At 61.0% G+C, this 14,858-nt stretch carries 11 protein-coding genes; 2 read left to right on the forward strand and 9 right to left on the reverse strand.

Annotated elements, in window-relative coordinates; genetic code table 11:
• Positions 1 to 815 precede the first annotated feature (815 nt).
• The 9 genes from BN4575_RS19690 to BN4575_RS19730 form a co-directional block, all read right to left on the reverse strand.
• On the reverse strand, positions 816 to 1,412 hold the full coding sequence (locus tag BN4575_RS19690; RefSeq protein ID WP_042062716.1) for an acetate uptake transporter: 597 nt from the start codon (positions 1,410 to 1,412) through the stop codon (positions 816 to 818).
• 223 nt (positions 1,413 to 1,635) lie between these two features.
• Complete coding sequence (locus tag BN4575_RS19695) at positions 1,636 to 4,602, reverse strand: DUF748 domain-containing protein (RefSeq protein ID WP_068979463.1); 2,967 nt, start codon at positions 4,600 to 4,602, stop codon at positions 1,636 to 1,638.
• Between the two features lie 52 nt (positions 4,603 to 4,654).
• A complete protein-coding gene (locus BN4575_RS19700; RefSeq protein ID WP_068979464.1) occupies positions 4,655 to 5,416 on the reverse strand; it encodes a substrate-binding periplasmic protein in 762 nt (253 codons plus the stop codon).
• Between the two features lie 36 nt (positions 5,417 to 5,452).
• A complete protein-coding gene (locus BN4575_RS19705; protein ID WP_068979465.1) occupies positions 5,453 to 5,863 on the reverse strand; it encodes a MerR family transcriptional regulator in 411 nt (136 codons plus the stop codon).
• Between the two features lie 14 nt (positions 5,864 to 5,877).
• On the reverse strand, positions 5,878 to 6,816 hold the full coding sequence (locus BN4575_RS19710) for a hydroxymethylglutaryl-CoA lyase (protein WP_141689886.1): 939 nt from the start codon (positions 6,814 to 6,816) through the stop codon (positions 5,878 to 5,880).
• A gap of 14 nt (positions 6,817 to 6,830) precedes the next feature.
• On the reverse strand, positions 6,831 to 8,831 hold the full coding sequence (locus BN4575_RS19715) for an ATP-binding protein (RefSeq protein ID WP_068979467.1): 2,001 nt from the start codon (positions 8,829 to 8,831) through the stop codon (positions 6,831 to 6,833).
• Entirely contained in the window at positions 8,828 to 9,682 is an 855-nt protein-coding gene (locus BN4575_RS19720) for an enoyl-CoA hydratase-related protein (RefSeq protein WP_068979468.1), read from the reverse strand. The genes BN4575_RS19715 and BN4575_RS19720 overlap by 4 nt, the downstream gene beginning before the upstream one ends.
• 11 nt (positions 9,683 to 9,693) lie before the next feature.
• Positions 9,694 to 11,328 (reverse strand): carboxyl transferase domain-containing protein, encoded by a 1,635-nt coding sequence (locus BN4575_RS19725; RefSeq protein ID WP_068979469.1) that lies wholly within the window; start codon positions 11,326 to 11,328, stop codon positions 9,694 to 9,696.
• Positions 11,325 to 12,467, reverse strand: coding sequence for an isovaleryl-CoA dehydrogenase (locus BN4575_RS19730; protein WP_068979470.1), 1,143 nt, complete (start codon positions 12,465 to 12,467; stop codon positions 11,325 to 11,327). The genes BN4575_RS19725 and BN4575_RS19730 overlap by 4 nt, the downstream gene beginning before the upstream one ends.
• A gap of 305 nt (positions 12,468 to 12,772) precedes the next feature.
• On the opposite strand from BN4575_RS19730, the gene BN4575_RS19735 reads away from it, so the two are divergent.
• Together BN4575_RS19735 and BN4575_RS19740 are read left to right on the forward strand one after the other, a co-directional pair.
• Complete coding sequence (locus BN4575_RS19735) at positions 12,773 to 13,930, forward strand: acyl-CoA dehydrogenase family protein (RefSeq protein ID WP_068979471.1); 1,158 nt, start codon at positions 12,773 to 12,775, stop codon at positions 13,928 to 13,930.
• A 140-nt stretch (positions 13,931 to 14,070) separates the two neighbouring features.
• Positions 14,071 to 14,853, forward strand: a complete 783-nt coding sequence (locus BN4575_RS19740; protein WP_068979481.1) for an enoyl-CoA hydratase — start codon at positions 14,071 to 14,073, stop codon at positions 14,851 to 14,853.
• Positions 14,854 to 14,858: the final 5 nt, after the last annotated feature.

A 14,858-nucleotide genomic window follows, 5' to 3' on the forward strand; every position in this document is an offset into this window, starting at 1 on the left:
AAAGACTGGAATGGGCAGCTGATTATTTGGCAAAGAACGCCTGCCGAACCAAGCAGAGAAAATCGATACAGAACAGGACCTTGGAAGGCGTTTTAAAGGGGCTCAACGCTTAAGGTCCTGTACATGAGCGAACGCTGTAGTAAATTTGAGAGTGTAGAATTATTTACTGCTAGCTTTTCATGAGCATCAGGTTCTAGAACAGAAATGCCCTTGAATCTTGCATATGTACTTTCATTTAGCGGATGCCATAAAAGGCTCCCAGCATATCGAACAGCGAGTTCTCCAGGACGAATCACCGGGGGGCGTGGGGGGGAGGGGCGGCCTTTGACATATATATCCCTTGATATAATTATTTGTATTTATCCAGCATACCAAATGAGCCTACTGCTAACATAGTCATCTATCAGATAGCAGGAGTTATTATCAGTCTGAGTACAGTTATTGCGAGAGCTCTAAGGAGCGCAGCTTGAGGGATTCCGCTGCGCTCGCTCAACCTGTCTACAATGCCCGCTGCGGGCGTCTCTGCCACCTTCAAGGATACTTGTCTTGATGCTCTTGCCTGCTGCAAGGCCCACAACCGGTTCACTTGTTCCCTGAACTTGCTGTTAATCCGCGTATATGACTGATCTGGGGCGGCCAAAAGAGGTCAATGAGGGTGGGGGGATAACGAGGGATGCGGCAATATCCGAGGCGGGAATACCCGACGGTACGGCTGAAAAGGAAGAGTGTGTGGCGTATTCGCTGGCAGATCAGCTTTGCGAGATAGCAAAAAGGCACCCGAAGGTGCCTTTTTCACAATCTGAATCGCTTGCCTATCAGGCAGCGGCTTTCAGCTGTACGGCGGCGGCTTTCTTGTGATCGCCGATCGGCATCACGGTGCGGCCGAACTGCTCGTTGATCACGGTGGCCATGGCCAGGTAGATAGCGCTGGCGCCACAGATGATGCCTTCGAAACCGGCGATGGTGCCGATCAGGGTGCTGCCGGTGAAGTCACGGGCGGCCAGCAGGAAGAACAGCACGGTCAGGGAGGCGAACACGAACTGCTTGGCACGTGGGTAGTTGACAGTACCTACCAGCATGAACAGGGTGAAGACACCCCACAGCAGCAGATACCAGCCCATGTAGGCGTGCGGGGTGGCTTCGGCCAGACCCATGGTCGGCATCACCAGCAGGAACACCAGGCTCAACCAGAAGAAACCGTAGGAGATAAAGGCGGTCACACCGAAGGTGTTGCCACGCTTGTACTCCATGATACCCGCGACGATCTGGGCCATACCGCCGTAGCACAGGCCCATGGCCAGGATCATGGCGCTGATGGGAAAGAAACCTGCGTTATGGATGTTCAGCAGGATAGTGGTCATACCGAAACCCATCAGACCCAGAGGGGCAGGGTTGGCCAATTTTTCGCTCACGTGGCGTTCTCCAAAAATAGAGGTGGGGGGTTAACAAAAGACGCGCGATTTTAAGCAGGGGATAGATCTCCTGCAAGGGGGGAAGATGCAAAAAACGTAAAAAAACTACGTGATTATTTGTGTGGCAGGCTAAATGCTCACCAAATCAGGTTGTTTGGTGAGCAAAAGGTGTCAAAAAAGTTGAAAGGGTGTTTTTTATTACGCAATGATAAAAGGGGCTGATTTACTGATCCAGCGTCAGCACCACTTTCGCCTCCTTGTCCTCCTCCTTGACCTGACTGTCGAGTACAAACAGCCGTTCCGGGGCGATCCCCTGGCTGTCGACCAGAAACTCCTTGGTATTTTGGGCGCGGCGCATGGCGAGATTGCGCAGGGATTTGGCAGTGATGAGTTGTTGCTCCTGCAGCAGGGCGATAGCTTGGGCCCGCAAGGCTGGGCTCTCTTCATCCAGACTGAGGCGGTCGGCCAGATCTTCCAGATCTTCGCCAAAGCGCTCTTCATAGGCTTTCGCTAGCGCCTCCTGCAGGTCAGGATCTTGTTCCAGCAAGTCGAGATCAGCCTGATTGCCGGTGAGCTTGGCCAGCACTCGCTCCAGTTTCTGCCGTTGCAGTATGGGGCGCTCCTCGTTGAAATTGACCTTGCCGCGAATGTTCATGTTGAGCTTTGGCCGATCCTTGAGGGCCTGCGCCAGCTTGGCCAGTTTGTCCAGCTGGGTTTGGGTCAGGTCGGGGTCTCCCGGCAGGAAGGGGAGTTCATCGAGATCTTCGGTGCCATCGGCCAGTGAGGCGAGCAGGGAGAAGGGGGAGGTGATCGCCTTGCTCAGGGTGTTGCCCAGCACGTCCCAGAAGATATTGCCGATGCTGAAGTCAGGTTGATCCAGATCCCCCTTCACCTTGAGGTTCATCTGGATGACCCCGTTGGCATCGCTCAGCAGGGCGATGGCCAGCCCCAGCGGCAGATCCTTGGCCTGCTCGCTCTTGATCTTCTCGCCCAGTTGCAACTTCTTGATGGTGATGTCGTTATCCCCCTCCAGCCGGTTGCCCTCCAGCTTGTAGTGCAGCTTCATGGAGAGCTGGCCCTTGTCGATGGCATAACCGGCATAGGTGCCCGAATAGGGGGTAAAGGTGGTGAGCTCCAGATTGTGGAAGGCCACTGCGATATCGAGGATCGGGTTGGGGACCAGCAGGTTGGTGCCGCCACGAATTGTCACTGGTGCATAGCGATCCACCTTGCCGTTGAAGGCAAGATCAGAACGTTGGCCCGGAATATTGCTGATATGGCGGCTCTGACCGCCCAGCGAGGCGATATCGGCCACGAAATCCTGACTCAGGCTGCGATCGGCAAAGCGCAAGTTGCCCTGCTCGGTGCGCAACTGGTCGATGGTGAAGCGAAAGTCGGGGCCCTTGCTGCCAGCGGTCGTCTTGCTGTCTGCAGCCGCTTGAGCGCCTTTGCCCGATGCAGGTTGCGGCAGCAGCAGTTGTTGCAGGTTAGTGATGCCATCCTCGTTGATCTCGATGCGAGCAAAGGGTTTGCTCAGGGCAATGTCCTTGATCCGCATCTGCTGGCTGATGCCATCATAATCGAGGCCGGTGAGCTGGAGCTTGCTGATCTCGAGTAGTCGCTGGTTGTCAGCTCGATCGACCACTTTGAGCCCGCTGATATCAAGGCCTCCTTGCAGGGTCAGTTTACCCAGCGCCCCTTGCGCCGTGGTGGCGAGATCAAGCCTGGTCTTGCTGCTCAGCTGCCCGTTTTGCAGCTTGATGCGCAGCAGATTAGCCAGATAGGGCTGCGCCAGTGCTAGGGGCAGCCCCTGCTGGCTGATGTCGCCGCGTAAGGCGAAAGGGGTCAGGGTCAGTTGGCCATCAAAGGCGAGGGGGCTGTTCTGGTTGAAGTGGGTGGCCAGGGTCAGTTTGCTCGATTGCTCCCCCTTGCTGCCCAATGGCCCCAGCGCCAGCTTGAGGCCGGAGAGCTGGCGTGCCAGCGGTTTGCCGCTGCTCGATTCGGTAAGGGTGAGATCACCCTTGTCGATGGCGATTTGTTTGATTTGCCACTGCCAAGGTTTGTCTGCGGCGGTCGGTTTGGCAGCTTTGGCGCCTTTGGCATCTTTGACGGGGTTGGCTGGTGCTTGCTCAATGAGCAGATCCGTCAGATCCAGCTCCTGCTGTGCGTTGAGGGTGGCTTTGAGGAGGGGTTGCTGCAGGGTCACCTTGCCGATCTGGAGTGTCTGCTTCTGGCCATCGATCGCCAGTTCGCTGAGGGCCAGCTGGCTGAAGCGGGCAAACTCGTCGCCCTTGTGTTTTTTAAGCTGCCAGTTGTCCAGGGTCAGTTTGCCTTTGGACAATTGCCACAGCACTCCTTGCTTGCTCTCTTTGAGCAGGTATTCCACTTCTGCGTTGGCGTGTCCCTTGGCCAGATCCAGCTTGAGGTAGGGGGCCCAGAGTGGGGCAAAGGGTTTCAGTTCGACCTGCTTGAGGCTCAGCTTGCCCTGACCCATGCCGCTCATCACATCGAGTTTGCCGTGGGCGGCGAGGCTACTTTTGCCGTTGATGGCGGCATTGAGCTGATAGGCGGTCGGGTGATTCGCCTCGGTGCGCAGGTTATCGAGCTTAAGGGTCACTTTCTCCAGATTTAGGGGGGGCAGCCAGCCGGGTTCGTTCTCCTTGCGTTGATCCTGATAGCGCACATGACCGTCAGTGACAGCGATGCTGGCAATGTCGACCAGCAGCGGGGCGCTCGCCGTCGCGGGCTCGGGGGAGGGCGCAGGGGCGAGCACTGTGGCCAGCGCATCGGTCAGATTGAGTCGAACGTCCCCTTTTTTGTCTGCCAGCCGTTGCAGCAGTACCACGGGTTTGGTCAGGGTGACGGCGGAGAGAACAACCCCCTTTTGCTGCCAACTGGCGTGCAGGTTGGGGGTGATCAAGAGCTGCTCAAAACTGACGATTGGCTGCTGCTTGGCATCGAGCAGTGCAGTCGCGCCAAGGGTGAGGGAAGGGTGGAGCAAGCCTACGTCAATCTCCCCCAGCGTCAGCTGCAGGCCGTAATGTTCGGCCAGCCAGCCGGGCAGATAGCGCTGGACAAGTCGGGGTGTCTGCCACAACAGCAGGGTGATCAGGATCAGCAGAAGCAGGAAAGCGTAAGCAAGGTAGCGCAACAGGCGAAGCTTGGGGAACGCGGGCTTGGTGGTGTTCATATGATGCACTCCCATTTGGTTCCCTCTATGGTACAGAAAAGCGGGATAGTAATCATGGGGTTGCGTGCTGTTGTACGCCGTACTTTGTCCAAAGGCGATCCAGTTCACCCTTTTTCTGCAGGGCTGTCAGCCACTGCTCCAACTGGGCAGGGGTAATGGGGGCCGCAGGGTGAAGAATGGTGCGGTGTTGATACTGTTGATCCCATTTTTGCGAGATCAGCAGCTGGTCGGCAGTGTCGGGATGGGCCAGCAGATACTGGTTAAGGTATGAGACGTTGAGAATGGCCACCTCGCCACGCCCTTTGAGCAGGGCTTGCAATGCGCTGATATTGTCTTTAACCAGCGTGATATTCAGTGTGCGTTTGAGGTAGGCGGGATCGGCATTGAACTGACCGACGCCATAGTGATAGCCGGTCACCCCGATGAGGTGATGGCTGGCCGGATCGTCGAAAAAGCGCTGATCCCGACCCGCTTTCTGGAGCGCGACATAGACTTCACCGCCCCCGAGAAAGGGGGCGGTCATCTTGAATTTATCGGCTTGCCAGCCCCAGTTGCTGTCTTCAAACAGCATCAGGGAAAAACGGCCCATATCAAGCGCCTTGTAGCGGTTGGCGGCCGAGGTGGGGACAAACACGAAGCTCACCTCTTGCTGGATGTTGTTGAGCTGGTCGATAAGATCCAGGGTCAGCCCTTCATAGTGTGAATCGGAGATCTTGACCACGAAGGGGGCATAGGGATAACCGCCAACCTTGATCAGGGGACGGCTCCAACCGGACAGGCTGAATAACAACAAAAACCAGCACCAATATTTCATGGGTTCACCAGGGCAATGGCATGTTCCCAGATTCGGTTAATCTGCGCTGCTTTTCAAGCTGTTAAGGGAATTAACACAGCGCTGTTCGGCCGCCTCCAGCTCGGCCATCACCATCTGGATATCGTCCAGTTGCTGGCGCAACGCGCTGCGTTTTTCATCAATAAGCTGGATCATCGAGTTGAGCTGGGTGTTGCTCGATCTGTCAGTGTCATACATCTCGAACAGCTCGCGGATCTCGGCCAGGCTAAACCCCAGCCGCTTGCCGCGCAGGGTTAATTTCAGGCGGGTCTTCTCCTTGTGACTGTAGATGCGGGTTTGCCCCTCCCGCTGCGGGGTGAGCAGCCCCTCATCCTCGTAGTAGCGGATGGTGCGCGGCGTGATATCGAACTCGTGGGCCAGCTCCGAGATGCTGTAGGTGATCTCCTTGCCGGGCTGGGAACGGGACATGGTGATGCCTCCTGTCAGTGGGAAGATGGCTGGCAGAGGCGGGCACGCAGCCGCTCGGCATTGGCGTGCAGGGCCTGACCGACTCGCGAGCCGTTGGGGCGGCCGAGCTGCTCGCTGACCCACTGGCCGGTGGCCGCCAGTTTGTCGAGATCCACCCCCGTCATCATGCCAAGGCCATGCAGCAGGTAGACCACCTCTTCTGTCGCCACATTGCCGGAGGCACCCGGTGCATAGGGGCAGCCGCCAAGGCCCGCCACCGAGCAGTCGATGGTGCGAATACCACGCTCCAGCACGGGCAGCAAATTGGCCAAGCCCTGGCCGTAGGTGTCGTGAAAATGGACCGCGAGCCGACCAGCCGGGATCTCGTGCAGCACCGCATCCAGCATCGGGACTACAGTGCCCGGGGTGCCAACGCCGATGGTGTCCCCCAGCGAAATTTCGTGGCAGCCGAGATCCAGCAGCTGTTCCGCCATGGCGGCGACCCGTTTCGGGCGGGTCGGGCCATCGAACGGGCAGGCGATGACGGTGGAGAGGTAACCGCGCACCTTGATGCCGAGGCGGCGCGCCTCCTGCACTAGCGGAGCGAAGCGCACCAGGGATTCTTCGACGCTGATGCCGATATTGGCGCGGGTAAAGCCGTCAGAGCAGGCGGTGAAGAGACCAATCTCGTCGGCGCGGGCGGCAATGGCGGCCTGCAAGCCTTGCAGGTTGGGCACCAGCGCGCCGTAACGGGTCGGCCCCTTGCGCGGCAATGCCTGAAAAAGTGCGGCGGAGTCCGCCATCTGCGGCACCTTTTTGGCAGAGACAAAGGCGCCGACCTCGATGCGCTGTAGGCCGCTGTCGGCCAGTCGCTGGATCAGCTCCAGCCGCTGGATCAGTGCCAGCGGGCTGGCTTCATTTTGCAGGCCATCGCGCGGCCCCATCTCCACCAGACTGACCTTGTCATCCTGCATTGCTGATCCTCTCGTCATGGGTTACTCGCTTGTTGGTTGATGGCGTTATGCTCCGGGGCGGCATCTGTATCGGCATCGGCAAAGCGCACCAGCACGGCCCCCTGGCTTACCTGCTCACCCTGCTTGCACTGCAGGGCCTCGATAACCCCGTCCCGCTCTGCGCGTAACTGGTGCTCCATCTTCATCGCTTCCAGCACCAGCAGGGGTTGCCCCTTGCTGACCGCTTGTCCCTGCTCGACCAGTACGGCCACCACGATGCCGTGCATCGGGGCGATAGCGCCCTGCGCCTTGTCATTTGCCTGATCATGGTGGTGACTGTGCTGTTGATCATCGGCTGCGCAACGGATGCGCTGGCCCCCCAGGGTCATGATGAAGGTTGCATCTGTGCCTGCGACCGTTTGGACGGAGATCTGCTGCCAGCAGCCCCCCTGTTGCAGGCGGATATGGTCATCGCCTCTCTGGTAGCAACAGGTCTCCCCTTGCCATACAAACTGACCGTCACGATCGTGAAGGGTCAATACCCGGCGCTCATCACTGATGCGCACCGCCGCCGTCCAGCAGCGATCCGGTCCCAGCCGAAATCCGCAAGCTTGCTGCCAGGGGGAGTGGCCCGCAGGGCGGCTCGCCAGCCAGAGAGTGGCCAGCGGCCAGGCGAGCTCAGGAATGGGCTGCGCTGTGGTGGGGATGGGCCACTGGGTATGGTGGCGCATGGCCAGGACGTCAGGCTCTTCACACAGGCGCAGCAGCAGCGGGCCGTTGTGCACCAGCGGGCCGAGATCCAGCGCCGCCAGCGCATCGGCCAGTTTGGCGAACGCCTCGGCGCGACTCTGGCCGTGGGCGATCAGCTTGGCGAGCATGGGATCGTAATAGGGGCTTACCTCATCGCCAGCGGTAACGCCGGTGTCGATGCGCACGCCAACGGGCCAGTGGAGCCAGTGGATAGGCCCGCTGGCGGGCAGAAAACCGGCCGCCACATCCTCGGCGTAGAGGCGCGCTTCCACCGCATGGCCGCGCAGCACCACTTCCTCCTGAGTGAGTGGCAGCGGCTTGCCCTCGGCTATGGCCAGCTGCCAGGCCACCAGATCCTGCCCGGTCACTGCTTCGGTGACCGGATGCTCCACTTGCAGCCGGGTGTTCATCTCCATAAAGAAGAACTCATCCTTGCAGAGTAGGAACTCGATGGTGCCAGCCCCCTGATAGTGGATGGCCTTGGCTGCGGCCACGGCTGCCTCCCCCATGGCGCGGCGCAGAGCCGGAGGGATGTCGGGGGCGGGCGCCTCTTCGATCACCTTCTGATGGCGTCGTTGCAAGGAGCAGTCCCTGTCCCCCAGATAGATGGCGTTGCCGAGGCTATCGGCAAAGACCTGCACCTCAACATGGCGAGCCTGGGGCAGATAGCGCTCCAGCAGCACCAGATCGTCGCCAAAGGCGGCCTTGGCTTCCCGTTTGACTGCCGCCAGCGACTCGTCAAAGTCGGCCAGCTGATCGACCCGGCGCATCCCCTTGCCACCGCCGCCACTGGCGGCCTTGATAAGTAGCGGGAAGCCAATCTGGCTCGCCTGATCGCGCAAAAAGTCCGGTCTCTGATCCGTGCCGTGATAGCCGGGCAGCACAGGTACGCCGGCGGCCTGCATCAGCGCCTTGGCACCCGATTTGTCACCCATGGCGAGAATGGCGGCGCCGCTTGGACCGATAAAGCGCACGCCGCGTTGTTCGCAGGCGGTGGCAAAGTCGCTGTTTTCAGACAGAAAACCGTAGCCAGGGTGGATGGCATCGGTGCGGGCCTCTTTGGCAATCTTCAGCACTTTGCCGGTGTCGAGATAGCTCTCTCTGGCCGGTGCGGGCCCCAAATGCCAGGCCTCATCGGCCAGACGGGTGTGCATGGCATGGGCGTCGGCATCGGAGTAGAGGGCTATGGTGTGGATGCCGAGGCGTTTCGCCGTCTTGATGATGCGCACGGCGATTTCGCCGCGATTAGCGATCAACAGACGTTTAATCGGAGTGTGATGGGTCATGTCTCATCCTTGAAGCGGGGACGCCAGGCGGGAGGGCGTTTGTCGAAGAAGGCCTGCATCCCCTCCTGGGCTTCGAGCCCCACTCGTACTCGGGCGATGGTCTCGACGGTTTTCTCTTCGTGCAGGCGGGAAGGATGGGCCTCTATGGCCGCCAGCAGTCGTTTGGTCTCTTTCATCGCTTCCGGCCCGTTGCGGCACAGACGCAGGGCTTGCGCCCGCCCTTCCGCCAGCAGTTGCTCCGGCTTGCAGAGCTGGTGCGCCACATTGAGGCGGCAGGCAGTGATGGCATCGAACGGCTCGGCGCTGAGCATGTAGCGGCGCGCCTGACGCATCCCCATGGTGCGCACTACGTAGGGGCTGATCACCGCAGGCACCAGGCCAAGGCTCACCTCGGAGAGGCAGAAGCGGGCATCATCGCTGGCCAGCACCAGATCGCAGGCGCAGATCAAGCCCAGAGCACCGCCGTAGGCAGCCCCTTGCACCAGCGCCACCGTGGGGAAGGGGAGCTCATCGAGGGTCTGCATCAGCCGCGCCAGTACCCGGGCGTCTTCGCGATTGTGATCGAAATCGGCATGGGCCAGATTGCGCATCCAGTTGAGATCGGCGCCCGCGCAAAAGTGTTTGCCCTCGGCCCGCAGCAGCAAAGCATGGGGACGTTCGGCGAGATCATGACCATGGAGATGGGCCAGATCGTCGAGGCAGTCGAGCAGCCCCAGCATCAGGTCGGCATCAAAGGCGTTGTGGCGGGCCGGACGCGAAAGCACCAGCTCGGCCAGCGGGCCGTGCCGTTCCAGCCGAAACGGGTTCTGGGCTGAAGAGCTGAGTGCAGGGGAAGTGAGTGGATCGGACATGTGCTTGCTCCTTACATCCGGAAGATGCCGTACTGCTCGGGTTCAATGCGGGCACCCTGACAGGCCGCCAGTGCCAGCGCCAGTACGGTGCGGCTCTGGGCCGGGTCGATGACGCCGTCATCCCAGAGGCGGGAGCTGGCGTAGTAGGGGTGACCCTGGTGCTCATACTGTTCTATCACCGGGGCGCGGATGGCGGCTGCTTCCTGCTCGCTCAGGCTCTTGCCCTCGGTCGCCAGTTTGTCCCGGCGCACCTGCACCAGCACTCCGGCAGCTTGCTCGCCCCCCATGACAGAGATGCGGCTGTTGGGCCAGCTAAAGAGAAAGTCGGGTTCATAGGCGCGGCCGCACATGCCGTAGTTGCCGGCGCCGAAGCTGCCGCCGACGATCAGGGTGATCTTGGGCACCCGGCTGCAGGCCACGGTGGTGACCAGCTTGGCGCCGTGCTTGGCGATCCCCTCCTTTTCTGCGCTACTCCCCACCATAAAACCTGTGATGTTCTGCAAAAAGAGCAGCGGGATGGCGCGCCGGTTACAGAGCTGGATAAAGTGGGCCCCCTTCTGGGCGCTGTCGCTGTGCAGCACGCCGTTGTTGGCGAGGATCCCCACCTCCATGCCGCAAATACGGGCAAAGCCGGTCACCAGGGTGGTGCCGAACAGCGCCTTGAATTCGTCAAAGTCCGAGCCATCCACCAGTCGGGCGATCAGCTCCCGCGCATCGTAAGGGCGTTTGAGACTGGTGCCCACCAGACCGTAGATCTCCTCTATCGGGTAACAGGGAGTTGAGTAGGCGGGTTCATCGTAGGTTGCGCTGCGCGATGTCAAGCCCGAGGCCGAAGTATGGTCATTGCCCAGATGGGTGAGCAGGGTGCGGGCGATGGCCAGCGCATGGGCATCGTCACGGGCCATATGATCCGCCACTCCGGAGTGGGTGCAGTGCACTTCGGCGCCGCCCAGGGCTTCTGCGCTGATCTCCTCACCGGTGGCGGCTTTGACCAGCGGCGGGCCCGCCAGAAAGATGGTGGCTTGCTCCCTGACCATGATCGACTCGTCCGCCATGGCGGGGACGTAGGCACCCCCGGCGGTACAGAGCCCCATTACCACCGCCAGCTGGGGGATGTTTTGGGCCGACATGCGGGCCTGGTTGTAGAAGATGCGGCCAAAGTGATCCCGGTCGGGGAACACCTCATCCTGCATCGGCAAGAAGGCGCCGCCTGAATCCACCAGATAGAGGCAGGGGAGGCGCAGCCGCTCTGCGATGGCCTGGGCGCGCAGGTGCTTTTTCACTGTGAGCGGGTAGTAAGTACCGCCCTTTACGGTTGCGTCGTTCACCACCAGCATGCAGAGCCTGCCAGAGACCCGGCCGATGCCGGTGATGATGCCAGCGGCGGGCACCGGCTCGTCATAGACCTGCCAGCCAGCCAGCGCCGACAGCTCGAGAAACGGGGAGCCCGGGTCCAGCAGCTGGTTGATGCGCTCGCGGGGCAGCAGCTTGCCACGGGCCTGATGGCGGGCGTTGTTGGCCGCGCCGCCTCCTTGCGCGATCTCGGCAATGCGGGCGTGGAGATCGTCGACCAGCCCCTGCATGGCGGCCCGATTGGCCGCATATTCCGGACTCGCCGTGTCGAGGCGGGAGTGGATCCTGCTCATGCGTTCTCTCCCATCAGCTCGCGACCAATCAGCCAGCGGCGGATCTCCGAGGTGCCGGCGCCGATCTCGTAGAGTTTGGCGTCCCGCAGCAGGCGGCCGGTGGGGTATTCGTTGATGTAGCCGTTGCCCCCCAGCAGCTGGATGGCATCGAGCGCCATCTGGGTGGCATTTTCGGCGGCAAACAGGATGGCGGCGGCGCAATCTTTACGGCTGGTGCGGCCCTGATCGCAGGCACTCGCCACCGAGTAGACCAGTGCCCGGCTGCTGGCGAGGCGGGTGTACATGTCGGCGAGCTTGCCCTGCACCAACTGGAACTCGCCGATGGCCTGGCCGAACTGCTTGCGCTCGCGCACATAGGGCAGCACCACGTCCATGCAGGCCTGCATGATGCCAAGGGGGCCCGCAGCCAGTACCACTCGCTCGTAGTCGAGGCCGCTCATAAGCACCTTGACCCCGCCGTGCAGCGGGCCCAGCAGGTTCTCCTGCGGCACCCGGCAGTTGTCAAACACCAGCTCGCAGGTGCTGGAGCCGCGCATCCCCAGCTTGTCGAGCTTCTGGGCGGTAGTGAAACCGGGAGTGCCCGCCTCGACGATAAAGGCTGAAATCCCTTTGGGCCCCGCGGCGGCATCGGTCTTGGCATAGATGACGAAGGTGTCGGCATCCGGGCCGTTGGTGATCCACATCTTGTTGCCGTTCAGCACGAAGTGATCCCCCTCGCGCACGGCGGTGAGTCGCATGCTCACCACGTCGGATCCCGCGCCCGGCTCGCTCATGGCCAGCGCCCCCACATGCTCGCCGCTCACCAGTGGCGGCAGATAGCGGGCTTTCTGTTCCGGCGTGCCGTGGCGGTGGATCTGGTTGATGCATAGATTGGAGTGGGCGCCGTAGGAGAGACCGACCGAGGCGCTGGCACGGCTCACCTGCTCCATCACCAGCACGTGGGCCAGATAGCCGAGATTCACCCCGTCATACTCCTCCGCCACCGTGATGCCGTGCAGCCCCAGCTCACCCATCCGGGGCCAGAGATCACGGGGGAAGGCATTGCTCTGATCGATCTCGCTGGCGCGCGGGGCGATCACTTTCTGGCAGAAGGCCGCAACCTGTTCGGTCAGGGCATTCAGGGTCTCATCCATCTGCATCCATGCTCTCCTTGCGGATATGACAGTCGGGTAGGAAGGTTGGTTCGACCGGCTGACTCGACTTCAAGGCTGGCAGTGGTCGGTCCATTTTGTACTTCACTTCTGCCACAAGTTTACGTTAGCGTAAACGTAAATCAATTGTTAATCTGTTGTGTGTTGATAAAGCGGTGGTAGTGAGGGCGTCATCAGCTACCACGACAACAGCGCCATAGTGGCAGATCCGACTGACGCAGCGTGTGGGCGCCGCGTCATAAAGCGCTAACGCAGGAAAATAAGCGCGGGGCAACAAGGGAGCGAACGACGAGATGGATTTTACCCTGACAGATGATCAACAGGCGTATGTGGAGGCGGCCGCCGCCTTTGCCGATGAGGCGCTCAAACCCCATGCCGCGCGCTGGGACAAGGAGCATGAGTTTCCGATCCCGACCATCAAGCAGGCGGCCGAGCTCGGTTTTTGCGGTCTCTATACCCCGGAGCAGTTTGGCGGATTGGGGCTGCCTCGTCTCGATGCGAGCCTCATCTTCGAGCGCCTCGCCATGGGCTGTACCTCGACCACGGCTTATCTGACCATTCACAACATGGTGAGCTGGATGCTGGGCAGCTGGCTGCCCACCGAGGTTGCCAAGGAGTGGGTACCCAAACTGGCCAGCGGCGAGCTGTTGGGATCATATTGCCTTACCGAGCCGGGTGCGGGCTCCGATGCCGCAGCCCTCAAGACCCGGGCGGTGCGCGAGGGCGACAGCTACCTCATCGAGGGGACCAAGGTCTTTATCTCGGGGGCGGGCAGCAGCGATGTGCTGGTGGTGATGGCGCGCACTGGTGGTGAGGGGGCGAGTGGTATCTCCGCCTTTATGGTGCCGGCCGAGAGCGTGGGCATCGCCTATGGCAAGCCCGAAGAGAAGCTGGGCTGGAACAGCCAGCCGACCCGGGAAGTGGCGTTCAACGGGGTGCGTATTCCCGCCAGCTACCGACTGGGTGAGGAGGGGGAAGGGTTCAAATTTGCCATGCAGGCCCTCGATGGGGGGCGCATCAATATCGCCACCTGTTCGGTGGGCACCGCCCAGCAGGCGCTGGATGATGCGCTGGCCTATGTGCAGCAGCGTCAGCAATTTGGTCGCCCGATCAGCGAGTTCCAGAGCGTGCAGTTTCGCCTGGCCGATATGGCGACCGAGCTGGCTGCCGCCCGCCTGCTGGTACGTCAGGCCGCCGACAAGCTGGATCGCGGGGCACCCGACAAGAGTGCCTGGTGCGCTATGGCCAAGCGTTTTGCCACCGATGTGGGTTATCGAGTCTGCGATGAGGCTCTGCAACTCTTTGGCGGCTATGGTTATACCCGCGAGTATCCGCTCGAGCGCTATCTGCGCGATACCCGGGTACACCGCATTCTGGAGGGCACCAACGAGGTGATGCGACTCATCATCGCTCGCCGCCTGCTGGCCGATCCCGGCTTATCGCTGGGCTAACCGGCGGTCGCACCTAGGGTGTGTCGCCAGCCACCCGATTTGCGCCATGCCATGCCGGTTTCGGCTTTATGAGCCAGCCACAGGTTGGCGTCATTCAAGCCTGTCATCATGGCGGCAGCTTCATCGACAAGGACAATGTTATGACAAGGATCAGACTCGAATATCATGGCCACGTGGCCTATATCACCCTCGACCATCCGCCAGCCAACACCTGGACCCTCGCCAGCCTGCAAGCCTTTTTGCAGATGATGGTGGAGCTCGACAGCCGCCCCGACGTGGTGGCGCTGGTGATCCGCGGCGCGGGCGACAAATTCTTCTGCGCCGGTGCCGACCTCAATATGTTTGTCGAGGGGGATGTCGAGCTGGCTCGCCAGGTCGTCGACGCCTTTGGCAAGGCCTTCGAGGCGTTGGCCCGTTTTCACGGGGTCAGTATCGCCGCCATCAATGGCTATGCCATGGGGGGCGGGCTGGAAGTGGCGCTGGCCTGTGATATCCGCATCGCCGAGCAGCAGGCGCTGCTGGGACTGCCGGAGGCATCTGTGGGCTTGCTCCCCTGTGCAGGAGGTACCCAGCGCCTGACCGAACTGGTGGGGCCTGGCTGGGCCAAACGGATGATCCTCTGCGGCGAGAAAGTGAGTGCCTCGCTGGCCTATGAGATGGGGCTGGTGGAGGAGGTGGTAAAAACCGGTCAGGCGTGGGAGGCGGCGCACCAGATGGCGCAGTTGGTGGCTCGCCAGAGCCCGAGCGCCCTGCGCGCCTGTAAAACCCTGATCAATCAGGGCCGCAGCGGCCCGCGTGATACCGCCTTGCCCCTTGAGCGGGCGCTGTTCCTCGATCTCTTTACCGATGCCAACCAGCGTGAAGGGGTGGCCGCCTTCCTGGAGAAACGCTCACCGCGCTGGCAATATGGCCCAACAGAATAAATCCA

It is taken from the genome of Aeromonas sp. EERV15 (assembly GCF_900079845.1).
In the GTDB taxonomy this organism is placed as follows: domain Bacteria; phylum Pseudomonadota; class Gammaproteobacteria; order Enterobacterales; family Aeromonadaceae; genus Aeromonas; species Aeromonas sobria.